Genomic DNA, 16,924 nt, shown 5'->3' on the forward strand with positions numbered 1-16,924 from the left:
ATTATGGCGATTTTGGGCGGGAAGATGCTGAAAATAGTACGAAAAAATAATGATTTTGCGGCGGGGGTTCAAAAGAAAAATTGTCGGCGCTTCCCGAAGGGAAACGGCCGACAATTTAAGCGGTTATCAGGCGACCGGGCGCGCGATAACGCTGCGGGTTTCCATGCGAACTTCAGCGATGTTTACGTCAATCACGTCTGTGACTTTGTAAACTGTTTCACCTTTGATTTGCACAGTACCATTCTCCTGACTGCAGACCAGTTCGTCACGGACGGCATGCAGGAACGGGGCAGGGATAAAGGCGACGGCGCCGTTATCCACCAGGCGAACGCGCATACCGCCCCGGCTGATATCAATGATTTCTGCGGCGAAGCGAGTATCTGTACCCGCTTTATCCTGCAGGTAGCGTGCGTACAGCCAGTCTCCCACGTCACGTTCCGCCATACGGTTCAGGCGACGTCGTTCGGCCATCTGCAGGGTGGTGTCATTTTGCGGACGCGCAATGGACTCACCCTTAATGATCGCCTTCAGCAGACGGTGGTTGACCATGTCGCCATACTTACGAATAGGTGACGTCCAGGTCGCGTAGGCTTCCAGGCCGAGGCCAAAGTGTGGACCCGGCTCGGTGCTGATTTCAGCAAAGGACTGGAAACGACGGATGCGGCTGTCGAGGAAACCGGATGGCTGTGCATCCAGCTCGCGGCGCAGCTTACAGAAGCCCTGCAGCGTCAGCACTTCTTCAGGGTCAACGTGCACATCGTGGTTCTTCAGCAGGGCCGCCAGCGCTTCGGTATTGGCCGGATCAAAACCGGTGTGGACGTTGTAAATACCAAAGCCCAGCTTGTCACGCAGGACGCGAGCGGCACAAATGTTGGCAGAAATCATCGCTTCTTCAACAATGCGGTTCGCAATGCGACGCGGTTCGGCCACGATATTCAGCACTTCACCTTTTTCACCCAGGACAAAGCGATAGTCCGGACGATCCTTAAAGACCAGCGCATGGGTTTTACGCCACTCGCCGCGGTTCAGACAAATGCGGTGCAGCAGGCGGATCTGTGCGGCAATCGCGTCTGATTCCGGTTTCCAGGTGCCGGTATTCTCAAGCCAGTCGGAAACATTGTCGTAGGCCAGCTTGGCTTTCGATTCGATGGTTGCGGCAAAAAATTCAATATCGTCTTCGATCGCGCCATCGGCGGCGATGGTCATGCGGCAGGCAAGGACCGGACGCACTTCATTTGGACGCAGTGAGCAGAGGTCATCTGACAGTTCGCGCGGCAACATGGGGATGTTGAAGCCCGGCAGGTAGTTAGTGAACGATCGGACTTTTGCCATATCGTCCAGCTTGCTGCCTTCAACGATCCAGGCGGTGGGATCGGCAATGGCGACGGTCAAATGCAATTTGCCATCAGCGCTCTCTTCCGCATACAGCGCATCATCCATATCTTCTGTGCTGGCGCTGTCGATAGTGACAAACTCCAGGGCAGTGAGGTCGCGACGCGTCAGGCCTTCGTCCTGCATTTCAGTCGCTACGCCGTCTGGCGCTTCTTTCTCAAGATTATGGCGTGCAAGCGTCACCCACCATGGCACGAAATGGTCGTCGCCAAAGGTGATGAACTGGGTCAGTTCTGCATAAAAGCCACGATCGCCTTTCAGAGGATGACGGCGCATTTCTGCTACGGCCCAGTCACCTTCTTTGAAATCATGCTCAACACCACGGGCGGCGCGGCAAGGAATGGCATCTTTCAGCAGGGGATGATCCGGCACGATAGAAAGACGATCGTCTTTTCGCTGGACCTTGCCCACGAAGCGGGTCAGGAACGGTTCGATCAGTTCTTCCGGCTCGGCGGACTCACGTTCCTTTTCGGTATGAATGACGGCCGTAATGCGGTCGCCATGCATCACTTTCTTCATCTGCGGTGGCGGAATGAAGTAGCTTTTCTGCGCATCAACTTCAAGGAAGCCAAAGCCCTTTTCCGTGGCTTTTACGACCCCTTCTGCACGCGGCGTCTGGGAATGCAGTTGCTGTTTAAGCTGCGCTAGCAGCGGGTTGTCCTGAAACATAATGTTCTATTTTCGTAGCCATTGAGCGGCTGACAGTTTTACGCGATTCTCACTGTCACAGCAAGCGGTCTTTGGGTAATTAGTATGGTTATTCCCCTTTGCCAAACGCGACTTTCAGGCGTTCAAGCCAGCCATCCATCGCGCTCCGGGTGAGCAGTTTTATCGCCCGTACCGCAGGCAGTCCTTGTTCAGTGAGCGGGGTGAACTGTGCGGCACTGAAGCGGTCCGGAGAACGCGTCAACAAGTCGATTGCCGCCGAAAGCGCCGGCGAATCAAGAGAAATATCATCATGGCTGTTTACCAGGATCTCACCCGTCAGGTCGAGCAGGATGGGCTCATGGCTGAGTACCGGCGTCAGCGCTTCAAGGGCGGGTTCGGCCTGCCAGCGGGAAAGCGATTCAAGCTGATGCGCGCTGGCATAACGCAGTTCAACGACAGGTAAAAGCGCCACCCAGGACTCAGGAGCAGCTGGCAGCGTGTGCGGCTGAATATGATGGCCGGGCAGCCAGCGTACAGGATGCCCCAGCAGGGCCTGAAAGACGGCCACCACGCGTGCCTGAAAACCGATAAAGCCGATAATCTGATTAATAAGCACCATGTCGTAGGTTGTCAGGCCCACCTCATCAAGCTGCTGCTGTGCTTTATCATCGATGACATCAGGTGAGCTGGCGAGCTGACGGGCGTACTGGGTGATTTGTGCCAGGCGGCGGTTACTTTCGCGTGAGGAGTCAGGGCCGGGAAGCGGGGCGAGGAGGGCAGCATAGTGGTTACACAACCGTTGGACGCCACAGGCCTGCGCGACCGTTAATGCAGTACTCAATCTGTCGTAGGCGCTGAGCGTATGCAGTCGGTTAACGGAGATTGAGAGCGGAAACAACAGGTGGCATAAGGTTCTGGCAGGGGTGAGCCAGCCGGTACAGGCGGCGACAATCTCGTCAGGCAGGGCTAAATCGAGCAAAAAACGATCGTCGACGTTAGCGGCTTCGGGCACCAGAGGCAGAACATCCGTCTGCGCGTGGTTTGACTGGGTTTCGTGGTACCAGTGGCCTTTGCCGGAAAAACGGCGTTGTTCCATGGGCGTTCCTTGATCTCAAAATGGCGATCAATATCCTGGCGTAAGGCAGATGTGGGGAAAAATATTGTTAGGTGATAACAAATAGCTGAACGGAATAACGACGGGGTCGGGCGGAGGAAGGAAAACTCTCTTCCCGTGAGGGAAGAGAGTCACAGCTTATTTAATTTCCAGCTCGTTCATTGCAGCGATGTTGAAGCCGCCGTCAACGTGAACCACTTCGCCGGAGATACCCGCGGAAAGGTCAGAGCACAGGAACGCTGCAGAGTTACCCACATCTTCAATGGTAACGGTACGACGAATCGGCGTAACCGCTTCGCAGTGCGCCAGCATTTTACGGAAATCTTTGATACCGGAAGCTGCCAGGGTACGGATTGGACCCGCGGAGATAGCGTTCACACGCACACCTTCTGGACCCATCGCGTTTGCCATGTAGCGGACGTTTGCTTCCAGAGACGCTTTAGCCAGACCCATAACGTTGTAGTTAGGGATAGCACGTTCTGCGCCCAGATAGGACAGGGTCAGCAGAGCTGCGCCTGGGTTCAGCATCGCACGGCAAGATTTAGCCATTGCCACGAAGCTGTAGGAGCTGATGTCGTGAGCGATTTTGAAGCCATCACGGGTTACCGCGTTCACGTAGTCGCCGTCCAGCTGATCGCCAGGAGCGAAGCCGATGGAGTGAACGAAACCGTCGAATTTCGGCCATGCTTTTGCCAGTTCAGCAAACATGCCATCGATGCTTTCGTCTTGTGCAACGTCGCATTCCAGAACAAGGCTGGAACCCAGCTGCGCGGCAAACTCTTCTACACGGCCTTTCAGCTTGTCGTTCTGGTAGGTGAACGCCAGCTCAGCGCCTTCGCGATGCATAGCCTGTGCGATGCCGTATGCGATGGACAGTTTGCTGGCAACGCCAGTTACCAGAATGCGCTTACCGGAAAGAAAACCCATAGATTTAATCCTTATATTCATTGCTTATTTTTTGCCTTGTAAATCATAGCATTACAGGCAACATTTCAAAGTCATTCGAAATTAGCTCGAAATTATATCCCACTCAGTGCCCCTTGTGTCACGCTATTTCTCGCTCAAAGCCCGTGACGTATGTCATGGAAGGGGGTGAGCGAACGCGTTATCACGCTGTTTCACAGGCATCCGTCCATTATATCACTGCACGACCGGTTCGCCTCATCCAACCAGAGGCGGGCGTTTTTGCGCAAAATGATCCGTTCAGTGGATTTTACGTATTACAATCCAGTTAGAGTCAAAACATGAAAGAAATCATTAACAAACACGTTATAGACTGGGTTGAAGATAATATTTTATCTCTGGAGCATATCGATCGGCTGGTTGTAAAAACGGGTTACAGCAGAAGGACGCTCGAAATCTGGTTTAAACACCAATTCCACCAGTCGCTGGGTGAGTATATGCTCAGGAGACGAATGAGCTATGCCGCGTCTTTATTAAGGATGACGTCGCTGCCGGTCACCGAAATCGCTCACATTTTTCAGTATCATAGTGGACAGGGTTTTGCCCGCGCGTTTAAGAAATTGACCGGGAAAACACCGTCTCAATATCGAAGCGATGAAATATGGGACTTCCAGCGTTACCATCCTTCACTGTTATTAGAAGGGCTCCGTAAACCTGACGTGAAGATTTGTCGGCTGGCGCGGACGTTTTCCTATAACGATACCCTGACGGAATATGATCATATTTTTTAATCCTGCGATACAGGATGTGACCAAAAGACTGAGAAAACTTTTGCTTGATCATCGTGGGGAGGTAAAAGAAATCGCCATCAGGGGACGGCGTCCAGAAGGCCTGGATAAAAGCCGGGAAAACATGGCTGAAGTCATAATTGATTATCTGTCACCGGATAATACGTCGCACCAAAAACAGGAATATCATTTTTCCGGTAAATATGCCGTTATGCGGTATGACGGTAGCTGGTGCGCCTACGGTAAGCTCAGCAAAAAGAACTATTTTTATAACCGCTATAGACACCAGAATCTCGCCGTTCCTGCCTCTCATGTGGCAGGCCAGACGGAGCTGGCAACGAGCCTTGCGCTTTCGGAATCGGTTTATCAGACGTTTCAGAACAATAAGCGGCTGTATGTAGACTTCAATAGCCACGGCGATGTGGTGAATGTCAGCACATGGCGCTAGCGTTGCCTCTGGCCTTGCCGGTAAGAGTGATCTCACTGGTGAGTAAAGCGCAGTAGGGAATATCCCGGTTCGGTACGACATCGACCGGGATAATCCACTTCAACAGACTGAGGTCGGTTAACTGAAGCATCTGAAAAGAGGGTGGCAAGCCTGACCGGTTTGCCCCTCGATGTTAAGCAGAGAATGGTGTAAATCGCTCTGCCGTTTCACGTCTTTTATTTATGCGGTATTAATGAACATGAATAACATTACGTTGGCTGAGAAAATGATCGTGCTGTCCGGTGCGCTGCTGTTTGCACTGATGATCGCGGTGAACTCCTTTTTTGTTAATGATAATCCAGGTTTCAGGGTACCCATGACAACCTATTTGATCGTCATGATTGCGCTATTTTTTCTGGATACCATTATCTCTATTTTTATCCAGATGCAGTATGCGTCTGACCGATCTCATTTATCCCTGTTAATCCTGAGCATGGCGTTTCTGAGCGGTCTCATCTATTTCATAGAAACGATTATCGTCATTCAGCTTCCTGAAGACGCAGGGTTAACCCATACGCTAAAAACTAACGATACGGCGGTATTTTATTTTTTCCGCCAGTTAAGTTTTATTTTTTTGCTGGGGCTTGCTGTATGGGTGGAGAAACACACGGCACGGCGACGGTTCACATTACGGAATAAGGTCTGGCTGGCGCTAATATCGTTAATCCCCCTGGTTATGTTCCCGGTGCTGGCCCATGCGTTGAGCAGCTACAATCCAACCTGGACATTAACGATAGCCGCGTATCGCCCCGATCAGTATCATCCTGTCTGGGATGTCCGCTACGTTAACGCTCTGATAGTGCTCTGGTCGGCCCTGGCCTGCTACATGACTTACGTGACACGCTTTTCATCTGGCGTCTGGAACAGCATCATCGTGGTGTGCCTTTCTGCGATCACCTATAACTTTTTCCTGCTCTTACTCGATACGTATAACCTGTCGCTCTGGTATATCAGCCGGGCGGTAGAAGTGTTCAGTAAACTATTTGTTATCTGTACCTTACTGTTACATGTCTTCAGCTTGCTGAGATTTTTTGGCGATCGGGTTAACCGCGATCCCCTGACGCAGATCTTCAACCGCAAGTATTTTTTTGAGGCACTTCAGCGGCTCCGCATGCTCAGAACAGAAAAGGGCACCAGCATTATGATGCTGGATATCGATAACTTTAAGACCATTAATGACACCTGGGGACATCCTGTGGGGGACCGCGTCATTCTGGCGGTCGTGGATATTATTAAAGACAGTATTCGTGATAATGACGTCTTTGCCAGACTGGGAGGTGAAGAGTTTGGCCTGCTGTTGCCCGACACGGACAGGAGTATGGCCGTAGCCGTCGCAGAACGTATTCGCAAGAATGTTGAGCAACGCACCGGGCAGGGTAACCTGTACGCGGTGCCCCTGACGGTAACGTTAAGTATTGGCGTGTGCTCAGCCATTCAGGAAAACGTCAACAGTAGCGATATCATTCGTGATGTGGATGAAGCACTGTATGAGGCCAAGCACGGTGGTAAAAACAGAACCGTGTGCAGACAGGCCGCAGGGTCGGTCTGAACCGGCGTTGCGCGCCTCCCGCGGTGTGATTTACGCGCAAGAAAAAACGGGGTTATAACACAGGGATGTAAATATCAAAGTTAACGCACTCATCGCTGCAGGCGTTAAAACGCATTAAATGAATGCCATCGCGCAACGTCAGGCGGTTCGTCACCATTGCCTTAACAAACGCAATTTTGTTATAGGCGCTATAACATTCCCAGCTGCCTTCAAAGGACATTTTTGCATATTTTCCGGTAAGTAAAAGTGTGTCTTTCTTTGTTGTTTTAGTGCTGTCTAAACAATATGAAATTAAGACTTCTACCAGATAGGAACGGCTTTTACCCAGACGTTCTGGTCGGCGCGGCACTATGGCAAGCTGTTGGATCCGATCGCGATTCTCAAGCAGGAGTTTTTTGATTTTTTTAGTGACATCGTGCACCGCTGTATCAAAAAGATGATCGTGCTCTATAATCTCATGGGTATACGGAAAAATCTCATTGAGTTCACAGAGTGTTATTTCAGGTGTTTTAAGATCGTCTAATAAAAATGAGGGCTGAAGGATATCAAAATCCCACTCTTTTGCATTTCTGTATTCAGAAGGGGTGAGTCCCGTCATCTTTTTAAAGGCTCTTGAAAACCCCTGGCTGCTTTGGTAGTGAAATAAATAAGCAATGTCCGTAACGGGAAGCGACGTCATTCTGAGCATGATGGCCGCAAGGCTCAGCCTTCTCCTTAGGATGTACTCACCTAAAGAGAGGTGATATTTCTCTTTAAACCATGTTTCGATGGTTCTTCTGCTATACCCGGTATCTTTAACCAGTTGATCAATATGTAAAATAGAAAAGTTATTTTCCTCAACCCAGGTGAGAATATATTTACTAATATTTTCTTTCATTCGATATCTACAGCGTGTGGCGTCATGACGTAATTAATAAATTGCCGGTGGGGCTTATGCCAAATACTTGCTTTATTGCGGTGGGATTCTGGCAATGACCTTAATTTCAAAATCAAAGCCCGCAAGCCAGTTTACCCCCACGGCCGTCCAGTTCGGATAAGGGGGGCGGGGGAACGCTAATTTTTTGGCTTCCATGATGGTTGAAAACTGATTTTCTGGATCGGTATGAAACGTCGTCACGTCGATCACATCATCAAACGTACATCCCGCGGCAGAAAGCGTAGCCTGGAGATTATCAAAAGCCAGTTGTACCTGAGCGCCGAAATCCGTTTCAGGTGTGCCGTCGCTGCGGCTTCCAACCTGGCCTGAGACAAATAACAGATCGCCAGAGCGAATGGCAGCAGAATAGCCATGTTCTTCATAGAGGGCATGACGATTAGCGGGAAATACAGGTTCACGTGGGTGCATGGCATTTCCTTTTCGATTGGGGGTATTGTTGAGATCACGCGGTCGTATTAACATACGCGGCGTATGTCAAAATCTAAACCACATACGCCACGTATGTCAAACGGAAAAACACAACGTAACCAAGGACGTCTTATGGCTGCAAAAAGCCGTGCCGAAACGGCCCAGGAAAATCGCGAAAAAATGATTCAGGCAGGGCGCAAAGCTTTTGCTGAGAAAGGCTATGCCGCAGCCTCCATGGATGAACTGACCGCAAGCGTGGGGTTAACACGTGGAGCGCTATACCATAATTTCACTGACAAGAAAGGCTTGCTGGCTGCGGTGGTCGCCCAGATAGACAGCGAAATGGCGCGAAAGGCGAAGGAAATTGCCGCCAGCGCCGAGAATGACTGGGAGCGACTACTGGCCGAAGGCGTCGCTTACATCAAAATGGCGCTCGATCCGGAAGTGCAGCGTATTGTACTGCGTGATGGTCCGGCTGTTCTGGGGGACCCGGCCCACTGGCCCAGTCAGAATAGCTGCCTGGAATCTACCCGTCAGACCATAGAAAAAATGATTGGACGCAAGGTCCTGAAAGACATGGATGCAAACGTCGCTGCACAGCTGTTAAATGGCGCTGCGCTCAATGCTGCACTGTTGATAGCCGCCAGTGAGGATCCGCAGAAGACGTTGCCACATGCGATTGAGGTGTTTGTCCTGCTTGCAAGCGGGTTACGCCATCAGTGAAAGGAAAGGGTTAACGCGCGCGAGCTGCTATTTAACCCTTAAAGGAATGGGTGTGCCGGGGGCATTTTTGTCGGATAAGGGGCGTTAAAACGCCGCGAGGAGTTCGCGCGTGGTGAGCGTTGTTAATCCGCCCCTTGCACCAACGCGTTAGCGATCTTTTCTCCACGCATCCGCGGTTAATGCTTCACCGAAATGGCCGGCAATCAATCGCTTAGTCAGTTCATGAAGCGGAGAGGCCATAACATCTGCGGTACTGCCACGTTCAACAACTTCACCCTGATGCATGACCATCACCTGGTCGCTGATGTGTTTCATCATCCCCAGATGTTGGGTCACGTAGATATACGAGATACCCTGTTTTTCCTGTAATTCGAGCATCAGGTTAATTAACTGCGACCGCATCGACATATCCAGCGAGGCGAGTGCTTCGTCGGCGATGATCACTTTCGGGCGCAATATCAGCGCGCGCGCGAGCCCAAGACGCTGTTTCTGGCCAGGGGCGAGCATGTGCGGGTAATAGCTCTCGTGATCGGGCAGCAGCCCAACCATCCGCAGGGTTTCAAAAACGCGTTTGCGTCGCGCTTCTGGCTCGAGATCGGTATTCAGACGCAGCGGAAAATCGAGGATTTGCGAAATACGCTGACGCGGGTTGAGCGATGTCGACGGATCCTGGAAGATCATGCGGATACGCTGGCTGCGGAAAGAGTAATCGCCGAATTCCAGCGGATGGTCATCTATCAGCACTTCGCCGCCGGAGGGTTCGACCATGCCTGCCAGCATCTTCGCCAGCGTGGATTTACCGGAACCGTTCTCACCGATGATCGCCAGCGTCTGTTTTTCGCGCAGGGTAAAGCTGAGCGGCTTCACGGCTTCAACGGTCTGACGATGGAACAGCCCGGTACGGTAGCGAAAGGTCTTACTCAGGTTACGGACTTCCAGTAAGGTTTCGACCATTTCACTCTCTCTCCATGTTCAGCGGGAAATGACAGGCATATAGATGATTTTTAGCCCCTGTCAGGCGTGGCGTCTCAATACATTTACGCTGCGCATACGGGCACCGCGGCCCCAGACGACAGCCAATCGGCAAGGACTCCAGCAGCGGGATAGCCCCGGGCAGGGTATTCAGGCGACTCTTGTGCGGCATGGCGCTGCCAAAATCTGGAATGGCGCGGATCAGCGCCTGCGTATACGGATGATGCGGCGCGGTGATGAGGTCTTCACTCGGGGCGGTTTCGACCGTCTGCCCGCAGTACATCACATCAATCTTATCAGCCCATTTGCTGAGCATTTGCAGGTCGTGACTGATTAACAAAATGGTGGTGTTGTTGTTCTGGTTCAGACGCGTCAGCAGGCGGAAAATCTGCGCCTGCGTGGTCGGTTCCATCGCGTTGGTCGGTTCATCCGCAATCAGCAGACGCGGCTGATTGGCCAGCGCGATGGCAATCATCACTTTCTGACATTCACCGTCGGTCAGTTCGTACGGAAAACTGCGCATGGCATCTTTATGATCTTTGATCCCGACGCGGTGCAACAGCTCAATAGCACGACGCTTACGCCAGCCAAACCGTTGCCACCAGCGGCCTTTATAGGTCCACCCGGGAATGTTCTGCATCAGCTGCTTGCCCACGCGCTCGGACGGGTCAAGACAGGATTGCGGCTCCTGGAAAATCATCGATACGTTATGGCCGACCAGCTTTCGACGCTCGCGGGGAGAGAGGCGTTGCAGGTCGATATCATCAAAACGCATACGGTCAGCGGTGACGCGCCAGTTATCCTTCGCCACACCACAGATGGCTTTGGCGATCAGACTTTTCCCTGAACCGGATTCCCCCACCAGCCCGCGAATTTCCCCCTCAGCAAGGGTGATACTGATGCGATCGACGGCTTTCACCCAGCCTTCACCGGTTTTGAACTCGATGGTCAGGTTGCGAATATCAAGAAGCGGCATTATTGCACCCCCGCATTAATTGCACGGCGTATACCATCGCCCAGCAGGTTGACAAGCAGCACACTCACCATAATGGCTGCACCCGGTAACATGACCGTCCACGGCGCAACGTAGATAAGCTCGAGCGCGTCACCAAGCATCGCGCCCCATTCAGGCGACGGCAGCTGCGCACCGAGATCGAGAAAACCAAGTGCCGCGATGTCCAGAATCGCCATCGACAGGGCGCGGGTGATCTCCGTGACCAGCCCGGCAGCGATGTTCGGCAGTACGGCAAACCAAAGGATGTTTAAGGTTGTTGCACCGTCCAGTCGAGCTGCGACGACATACTCTTTTTCCAGCTCGTCATGCACCATGCTGTATACCGAACGCACGATGCGGGGCAGGATCGCCAGCCAGACCGCGAACATGGCATGCGACAGGTGTGGCCCGACAAACGCCACCACAATGATGGCCAGCAGCAGGGACGGAATAGAGAGCAGGGTGTCGAGAATGTGGTTCAGTGCCGCCGAGCGCAGGCCATGCGTCGACCCGGCAAAGATGCCGAGCGCCAGACCGCAGATGGTGGCAGCAAACGTCACCACAAATGCACCGCCGACCGTCGGCGCCGCACCGCTCAACAGGCGGCTCAATACGTCACGCCCGAGGTCGTCCGTACCGAGGAAGAAAGAGACTTCACCGTAGCGCGACCAGGATGGGGGCAGCAGCTGATAGCCGAGGAACTGCTGATCAATACCATAGGGCGCAAACCAGGAGCCAAAAACGCAGAGCAACACCAGCCCGGCGAAGCCATAAAGGCCAATCATTGCCGTGGTGTCACCATAGAATTTACGCCACACGGTACGCAGCGCACCGGGCGTGCGCTTTTCACTGTATACGTTATCGTAGGGCATACCATTCCTTATGCTTCAACGGGTTGGCCATAGCACCCAAAATATCGGAAATCACGTTAACAATAATCACCAGAGAGCCAATCACCATGACGCCCGCCGAAATGGCGGCGTAGTCCTGCTGGCGGATAGCGTTAATCAACCATCGTCCCAGCCCCGGCCAGCTGAAGACCATTTCGGTAATCATCGCCAGGGTGAGCATGGTGGAAAACTGAAGCCCCAGTCGCGGGATAACAGGCGGCAGGGCGTTATGCAGCACATTACGGCGTAAGATAGTCAGGCGCGATAAGCCGCGCGTGGCGGCCGCTTTGACATAGTTTTGATCGAACACCTCGATGGTACTCAGGCGCATCAGGCGGATCACTTCGGTTGTCGGTGCCACCGCCAGCGTCAGTACCGGCAGGACCATATGGCGTACGGCGCTGACGATCATCTCATGTCGCCAGGCTGAATCAGACAGCCAGGCGTCAACGATAGCAAACCCGGTCACCGTTTTTACCGTATACAACAGGTCAAAACGGCCAGAAACCGGCAGCCAGCCCAGGTTGAGGGAGAAGAAAAGCGTCAGCAGCAGCGCCAGCCAGAAGATCGGGATCGAGAAGCCGAGCAGGGCGAGGGCGCTGATAAATTTATCCTGCCATTTGTTGCGATAAATCCCTGCCAGCATCCCTACCGGAATACCAACCATTAAGGCAAAACCGAACGCCAGAATGCACAGCTCCATTGTCGCCGGGAAAACCTCTTTCAGCTGCTCGGAGATGAGCTGTCCGTTGATGCTTGAAACACCGAAATCCCAGTGCAGCAGACCGTTAAACCAGAAGAGCCACGCATCCCACAGCGACGACCCCTGGAGCGGGGCGTGCGGGGTGAAATAGCTCAGACTGAAACCAACAAAGGTCAGGAAAAAGAGCGTCACCAACAGCAGCAGAAGGCGGCGCAAGGTAAAAATGATCATGGTTTTTTCACCTCTTGTTCTTTTTCGCGAGATACGCCGGCGAAGGAGGCGTTGCCGAACGGACTCAACACCAGGCCTTTAATATCATAGCGATAGGCCTGCAGGCGCAGGGACGAGGCCAGCGGCAGCACGGGCAGCTCTTCGGCAAGGATCTTCTGCGCTTCATCATAGGCGTCTATGCGTGACGCCAGCTGTTGGGACGCCAGCGCTTTTTGCAGCACGCCGTCAAATTCCCGGTTGCACCAGTGGGCGTAGTTGGTCTGGGAGTTAATCGCCGCACAGCTCAGCAACGGACGGAAGAAGCTGTCCGGGTCATTACTGTCGGTCGCCCAGCCTGTCAGGGTTAAATCATGGTTCATATCCATCAGGCGCGCCTCCTGGAAACGACCCTCAACCGGCACGATGATCACTTTCACCCCCACCTGCGCCATATCTGCCTGCAACAGCTCGGCGGTCTTCAGCGGGCTTGGGTTCCAGGCCTGAGAGCTGGTCGGTACCCAGAGTTGCAGCGTCAGGTTTTCCGCCCCCAGCGCTTTCAGCTGTTCACGCGCTTTTGCCGGGTTGTATTCAGTAATTTTAGCTTCACTGTCATAGGCCCACGAGGCTCGCGGCAAAATAGAGGCGGCGGTTTCTGCCGTACCGTAATAGATCGACTGCATCAGACGCTGGTTGTTGATGGCCAGCGCCAGCGCGTGGCGTACGGCAGGGTTGTTCAGCGGCGGCTTATCGGTATTAAACGCCAGATAGGCGATGTTCATGCCGGGGCGTAACGTCAGGCGCAAACGCGGATCGTCGCGCAAAATGGTGAGCTGGCTGGCAGCAGGCCACGCCAGCACGTCGCACTCCCCGGTCAGCAGTTTTGATAAACGCCCCGTCCCGCCAGAGCCAAGATCGACCACTACCTGTGGCATCAGCGGCGTGCCGCGCCAGAAATGCGCATGGCGCTGCAGGCGGATATATTGTCCGGAGCGATATTCGGCCAGCTGGAACGGACCGGTGCCGACTGGCTGACGGTCGATTAACTCCTGACGATCGATTTTGCTCAGGTTCGCGGCGTATTCAGCAGACATAACGGACGCATAGTGGGTGGCCAGGTGCCAGAGGAAAGAGGCATCCGGGCGCTTCAGCGAAAACTCCACCGTGCGGTTATCCAGCTTGCGAACGCTTTTAACGGTATCGGCAAACTGCAGGCTGTCGAAGTAGGGGAAGTTACTGCCGTTAACGTTATGCCACGGGTGATTACGGTTAAAGATACGCTGGAACGTAAAGACCACGTCATCCGCGTTCAGTTTGCGCGTTGGGGTAAACCAAGGCGTGTGCTGAAATGCGACATCATCGCGCAGGTGGAAACGGTAGGTCGCACCGTTATCCAGTACTTCCCAGCTTTCGGCAAGCTCTGGCACCAGACGGTAGGTGTAGGGATCCACATCAAGCAGACGGTCATAGAGTTGCGCGGCAAGGGTATCCACAATCAGGCCGCTGCCCGCTTTTTGCGGGTTAAATGTATCAACCTGACCGCTTACGCAATAGACGAAGCCGCTGTCGCGAATATCAGGTTGCGTAGCGGGTTCGGGCGCAGCAAACGCCAGGCTGCTGAACAGACCAAGTGCAAAGAAGGACGATAAAACCAGACGCATAATTTTTAAGGTTTTTAGGTTCGATCTGCAAAGTGTATCGCACTTACGCCTGCTTCGTAAAAATGTCTGCGGGTAAGTGCTGATATTGTCAGCGCATTTGATGCTTTTTGAGCAATGCCCTTAATTGATGGTAGGTCAGACCCAGGAGTTCAGCCGCCCGTTTCTGGTTATATTTCGCCACCCTCAGGCTCTGCTCAAGCAGCTGTTGTTCCTGTTCATGCTGGAACTGCCGCAAATCCAGGGGAAGTGAAGGGGAAGCCCCGGACACGGGCGGGGCGGAAGCTAGCTGCGGGCTACGCTGAAAAGGATCGAGAATAATGTTATCCAGCTCGGTCTCACTGCTGCCGTGGCGATAGACAGAACGCTCCACGACGTTTTTTAACTCACGGATATTTCCCGGCCAGTGGTAAGCGAGGAGTGTCTCCTTTGCATACTCGCTGAACCCCGGAAAAAGCAGCAGGCCGAGCTCGCGACACATCTGAATCGCAAACTGCTCTGCCAGCAGCATGATGTCGCTTCTTCGCTCGCGCAGCGGCGGGAGCTGAACGACGTCAAAGGCCAGCCGGTCGAGCAGGTCGGCACGGAATTTTTCCTCTGCCACCATTTGCGGGAGGTTGGCATTGGTGGCGCACACCAGACGCACGTTGACCTGCAGCGGCTGGCTACCGCCGACACGCTCCAGCTCGCCATACTCAATCACGCGCAGCAGCTTTTCCTGTACCAGCATGGGCGCGGTGGCCAGTTCATCAAGAAACAGCGTGCCGCCGTCGGCGCGTTCAAAACGACCCGGATGGCGTTTTTGGGCACCGGTAAAAGCACCGGCTTCATGACCGAAAAGCTCCGTGTCGAGCAGATTTTCATTCAACGCCGCGCAGTTAAGAGAAATGAAGGGGCCATCCCAGCGTCCGGATAAATAATGTAGACGGTTAGCAATCAGTTCCTTACCCGTGCCGCGCTCACCGATAATAAGCACCGGCTTGTTGAGCGGCGCGAGACGGGAGACCTGTTCGAGGACTTCCAGAAAACTGTTGGCTTCGCCGAGTAAATTGTCTTTGTATCCAGCCATGATGAAATTAACCACTCCTTAGTGATATTCACCAGGTGAGCATAGTGTGCCGATGTCTGGAAATCAACCACATCAAGTAAAATCAACAAGATAAAAACTTGGCACGGTATTTGTATTAGCTATGTAGCAGGGCATCGCCCGATAACAGAACTATGAGGATCACATTATGGGTATTTTTTCTCGTTTCGCCGACATCGTGAACGCCAATATCAACTCACTGCTTGAGAAAGCGGAAGATCCGCAGAAGCTGGTGCGCCTGATGATTCAGGAAATGGAAGATACGCTGGTTGAAGTGCGTTCTACCTCCGCCCGTGCGCTGGCTGAGAAAAAACAGTTAACGCGCCGCATTGAGCAGGCGACCGCTCAGCTTAACGAATGGCAGGAAAAAGCAGAACTTGCGCTGCGTAAAGATAAAGAAGACCTGGCCCGCGCCGCGCTGATTGAAAAACAGAAGCTGGCAGACATGGTCGCGACGCTCGAGCATGAAGTCACACTGGTCGATGATACGCTTTCGCGTATGAAGAAAGAGATTGGTGAGCTTGAAAACAAACTGAACGAAACGCGTGCGCGTCAGCAGGCGCTGGCATTGCGCCACCAGGCGGCAAGCTCATCCCGCGATGTACGTCGCCAGCTGGATAGCGGTAAGCTGGATGAAGCAATGGCACGTTTTGAGTCGTTTGAACGCCGTATCGACCATATGGAAGCGGAAGCGGAAAGTCACAGCATTGGTAAACAGAAGTCACTGGATCAGCAGTTCGCTGACCTGAAAGCGGACGATGAAATCAGCGAGCAACTTGCTGCGCTGAAAGCCAAAATGAAGCAAGACAACCAATAATAATTTGTGCGGCACCTGAGCGTGCCGCCACGCATCGTAAGACAAGGAGTACACATGAGCGCGCTTTTTCTGGCTATTCCCCTGACCATTTTCGTGCTGTTTGTTCTGCCGATTTGGTTATGGCTGCACTACAGCAACCGTTCTTCACGTGGTGAACTTTCCCAGAGTGAACAACAGCGTCTCGTACAGCTGACCGAACAGGCGAATAAAATGCGCGAACGCATTCAGGCGCTGGAAGATATCCTCGATGCAGAACATCCAAACTGGAGGGACCGTTAATGGCCGGACTGAACCTGAACAAAAAATTGTGGCGCATTCCGCAGCAGGGAATGGTACGCGGCGTCTGTGCCGGACTGGCTCATTATCTTGATGTCCCGGTCAAACTGGTTCGCGTGGTAACGGTGCTGTCGATCTTCTTCGGTCTGGCGTTTATCACCCTGGTGGCGTACATCGTGCTGTCGTTTGTACTCGACCCGATGCCGGAAGGTGAACTGGCCGCAGAAGGCGCACCGACCAGCAACGATCTTCTCAACGCGGTTGACGATCAACTCGCCGCTGGGGAGAAGCGGTTACGTGAGATGGAGCGCTATGTCACATCTGACACCTTCACGCTGAGAAGCCGTTTTCGTCAGCTTTAAGAGAGAATA

General features: G+C 53.1%; 18 protein-coding genes. 7 read left to right on the plus strand and 11 right to left on the minus strand.

The features are described 5' to 3' along the window. Positions 1–126 precede the first annotated feature (126 nt). The 3 genes from BJP35_RS23055 to fabI all read right to left on the minus strand — a co-directional run bounded on the left by BJP35_RS23055 (position 127) and on the right by fabI (position 4,081). Positions 127–2,061 (minus strand): exoribonuclease II, encoded by a 1,935-nt coding sequence (locus BJP35_RS23055; RefSeq protein ID WP_020882446.1) that lies wholly within the window; start codon positions 2,059–2,061, stop codon positions 127–129. Positions 2,062–2,149: 88 nt separating this feature from the next. Beyond that, positions 2,150–3,136 (minus strand): CMD domain-containing protein, encoded by a 987-nt coding sequence (locus BJP35_RS23060; protein ID WP_014170359.1) that lies wholly within the window; start codon positions 3,134–3,136, stop codon positions 2,150–2,152. Positions 3,137–3,292: 156 nt separating this feature from the next. After that, positions 3,293–4,081 carry an enoyl-ACP reductase FabI gene (gene fabI, locus BJP35_RS23065; protein ID WP_020882447.1) on the minus strand — a complete coding sequence of 263 codons (789 nt, stop codon included), beginning with the start codon at positions 4,079–4,081 and terminating at the stop codon, positions 3,293–3,295. A 317-nt stretch (positions 4,082–4,398) separates the two neighbouring features. Between fabI and BJP35_RS24740 the strand changes: the two genes are divergently transcribed. The 3 genes from BJP35_RS24740 to BJP35_RS23075 all read left to right on the plus strand — a co-directional run bounded on the left by BJP35_RS24740 (position 4,399) and on the right by BJP35_RS23075 (position 6,881). Next, positions 4,399–4,848 (plus strand): helix-turn-helix transcriptional regulator, encoded by a 450-nt coding sequence (locus tag BJP35_RS24740; protein ID WP_240485691.1) that lies wholly within the window; start codon positions 4,399–4,401, stop codon positions 4,846–4,848. Further along, positions 4,832–5,293 (plus strand): hypothetical protein, encoded by a 462-nt coding sequence (locus BJP35_RS24745; RefSeq protein WP_256971810.1) that lies wholly within the window; start codon positions 4,832–4,834, stop codon positions 5,291–5,293. Before BJP35_RS24740 ends, BJP35_RS24745 begins: the two co-directional genes overlap by 17 nt. A 238-nt stretch (positions 5,294–5,531) precedes the next feature. Further along, the gene (locus BJP35_RS23075) at positions 5,532–6,881 is read left to right on the plus strand and encodes a GGDEF domain-containing protein (RefSeq protein WP_047744895.1); all 1,350 of its coding nucleotides are present in this window, start codon (positions 5,532–5,534) and stop codon (positions 6,879–6,881) included. A 52-nt stretch (positions 6,882–6,933) separates the two neighbouring features. On the opposite strand, the gene BJP35_RS23080 is transcribed toward BJP35_RS23075, so the two are convergent. Both BJP35_RS23080 and BJP35_RS23085 read right to left on the minus strand, forming a co-directional pair. Next, a complete protein-coding gene (locus tag BJP35_RS23080) occupies positions 6,934–7,758 on the minus strand; it encodes a helix-turn-helix domain-containing protein (RefSeq protein ID WP_047744744.1) in 825 nt (274 codons plus the stop codon). A 72-nt stretch (positions 7,759–7,830) separates the two neighbouring features. Then, complete coding sequence (locus BJP35_RS23085; RefSeq protein WP_020882451.1) at positions 7,831–8,226, minus strand: RidA family protein; 396 nt, start codon at positions 8,224–8,226, stop codon at positions 7,831–7,833. Positions 8,227–8,358: 132 nt separating this feature from the next. Here BJP35_RS23085 and BJP35_RS23090 point away from each other — a divergent pair, with 132 nt between their 5' ends. After that, positions 8,359–8,949, plus strand: a complete 591-nt coding sequence (locus BJP35_RS23090; RefSeq protein ID WP_047744743.1) for a TetR/AcrR family transcriptional regulator — start codon at positions 8,359–8,361, stop codon at positions 8,947–8,949. A gap of 147 nt (positions 8,950–9,096) precedes the next feature. Here the strand turns inward: BJP35_RS23090 and sapF are convergent, their stop codons facing one another. The 6 genes from sapF to pspF all read right to left on the minus strand — a co-directional run bounded on the left by sapF (position 9,097) and on the right by pspF (position 15,442). After that, entirely contained in the window at positions 9,097–9,903 is an 807-nt protein-coding gene (gene sapF / locus BJP35_RS23095; RefSeq protein WP_014170351.1) for a putrescine export ABC transporter ATP-binding protein SapF, read from the minus strand. Between the two features lies 1 nt (position 9,904). Next, positions 9,905–10,897, minus strand: a complete 993-nt coding sequence (sapD, locus tag BJP35_RS23100) for a putrescine export ABC transporter ATP-binding protein SapD (RefSeq protein WP_014170350.1) — start codon at positions 10,895–10,897, stop codon at positions 9,905–9,907. Continuing rightward, positions 10,897–11,787, minus strand: coding sequence for a putrescine export ABC transporter permease SapC (gene sapC / locus BJP35_RS23105; RefSeq protein WP_014170349.1), 891 nt, complete (start codon positions 11,785–11,787; stop codon positions 10,897–10,899). Before sapC ends, sapD begins: the two co-directional genes overlap by 1 nt. Beyond that, positions 11,774–12,739: a putrescine export ABC transporter permease SapB gene (gene sapB / locus BJP35_RS23110; RefSeq protein ID WP_014170348.1), complete on the minus strand. Its 966-nt coding sequence runs from the start codon at positions 12,737–12,739 to the stop codon at positions 11,774–11,776. Before sapB ends, sapC begins: the two co-directional genes overlap by 14 nt. Further along, positions 12,736–14,376 (minus strand): ABC transporter substrate-binding protein SapA, encoded by a 1,641-nt coding sequence (sapA, locus tag BJP35_RS23115; protein ID WP_020882454.1) that lies wholly within the window; start codon positions 14,374–14,376, stop codon positions 12,736–12,738. The genes sapB and sapA overlap by 4 nt, the downstream gene beginning before the upstream one ends. A gap of 88 nt (positions 14,377–14,464) precedes the next feature. Next, on the minus strand, positions 14,465–15,442 hold the full coding sequence (pspF, locus tag BJP35_RS23120) for a phage shock protein operon transcriptional activator (RefSeq protein ID WP_047744742.1): 978 nt from the start codon (positions 15,440–15,442) through the stop codon (positions 14,465–14,467). A gap of 166 nt (positions 15,443–15,608) precedes the next feature. Here pspF and pspA point away from each other — a divergent pair, with 166 nt between their 5' ends. From pspA to pspC, 3 genes are read left to right on the plus strand one after another with little or no spacing between them, the layout of a single operon-like run. Continuing rightward, a complete protein-coding gene (gene pspA, locus BJP35_RS23125) occupies positions 15,609–16,277 on the plus strand; it encodes a phage shock protein PspA (protein ID WP_014170345.1) in 669 nt (222 codons plus the stop codon). 54 nt (positions 16,278–16,331) lie between these two features. Beyond that, positions 16,332–16,556, plus strand: a complete 225-nt coding sequence (gene pspB, locus BJP35_RS23130; protein ID WP_025204011.1) for an envelope stress response membrane protein PspB — start codon at positions 16,332–16,334, stop codon at positions 16,554–16,556. Beyond that, entirely contained in the window at positions 16,556–16,915 is a 360-nt protein-coding gene (gene pspC / locus BJP35_RS23135; protein ID WP_014170343.1) for an envelope stress response membrane protein PspC, read from the plus strand. The genes pspB and pspC overlap by 1 nt, the downstream gene beginning before the upstream one ends. The last annotated feature ends 9 nt before the right edge of the window (positions 16,916–16,924 follow it).

Origin of the sequence: Enterobacter sp. J49 (assembly GCF_002148625.1) — a bacterium.
Classification (GTDB): Bacteria; Pseudomonadota; Gammaproteobacteria; order Enterobacterales; family Enterobacteriaceae; genus Enterobacter; species Enterobacter ludwigii.

Bases quoted from the DNA above. Each gene is read 5' to 3' on its own strand.
- BJP35_RS23060 (WP_014170359.1), bottom strand. From the start codon at position 3,136: ATGGAACAACGCCGTTTTTCCGGCAAAGGCCACTGGTACCACGAAACC.
- pspC (WP_014170343.1), top strand. From the start codon at position 16,556: ATGGCCGGACTGAACCTGAACAAAAAATTGTGGCGCATTCCGCAGCAG.
- sapA (WP_020882454.1), bottom strand. From the start codon at position 14,376: ATGCGTCTGGTTTTATCGTCCTTCTTTGCACTTGGTCTGTTCAGCAGC.
- pspB (WP_025204011.1), top strand. From the start codon at position 16,332: ATGAGCGCGCTTTTTCTGGCTATTCCCCTGACCATTTTCGTGCTGTTT.
- BJP35_RS24745 (WP_256971810.1), top strand. From the start codon at position 4,832: ATGATCATATTTTTTAATCCTGCGATACAGGATGTGACCAAAAGACTG.
- sapB (WP_014170348.1), bottom strand. From the start codon at position 12,739: ATGATCATTTTTACCTTGCGCCGCCTTCTGCTGCTGTTGGTGACGCTC.
- sapD (WP_014170350.1), bottom strand. From the start codon at position 10,897: ATGCCGCTTCTTGATATTCGCAACCTGACCATCGAGTTCAAAACCGGT.
- pspA (WP_014170345.1), top strand. From the start codon at position 15,609: ATGGGTATTTTTTCTCGTTTCGCCGACATCGTGAACGCCAATATCAAC.
- sapF (WP_014170351.1), bottom strand. From the start codon at position 9,903: ATGGTCGAAACCTTACTGGAAGTCCGTAACCTGAGTAAGACCTTTCGC.
- fabI (WP_020882447.1), bottom strand. From the start codon at position 4,081: ATGGGTTTTCTTTCCGGTAAGCGCATTCTGGTAACTGGCGTTGCCAGC.
- sapC (WP_014170349.1), bottom strand. From the start codon at position 11,787: ATGCCCTACGATAACGTATACAGTGAAAAGCGCACGCCCGGTGCGCTG.
- BJP35_RS23080 (WP_047744744.1), bottom strand. From the start codon at position 7,758: ATGAAAGAAAATATTAGTAAATATATTCTCACCTGGGTTGAGGAAAAT.
- BJP35_RS23085 (WP_020882451.1), bottom strand. From the start codon at position 8,226: ATGCACCCACGTGAACCTGTATTTCCCGCTAATCGTCATGCCCTCTAT.
- BJP35_RS23090 (WP_047744743.1), top strand. From the start codon at position 8,359: ATGGCTGCAAAAAGCCGTGCCGAAACGGCCCAGGAAAATCGCGAAAAA.
- BJP35_RS23075 (WP_047744895.1), top strand. From the start codon at position 5,532: ATGAATAACATTACGTTGGCTGAGAAAATGATCGTGCTGTCCGGTGCG.
- BJP35_RS24740 (WP_240485691.1), top strand. From the start codon at position 4,399: ATGAAAGAAATCATTAACAAACACGTTATAGACTGGGTTGAAGATAAT.
- BJP35_RS23055 (WP_020882446.1), bottom strand. From the start codon at position 2,061: ATGTTTCAGGACAACCCGCTGCTAGCGCAGCTTAAACAGCAACTGCAT.
- pspF (WP_047744742.1), bottom strand. From the start codon at position 15,442: ATGGCTGGATACAAAGACAATTTACTCGGCGAAGCCAACAGTTTTCTG.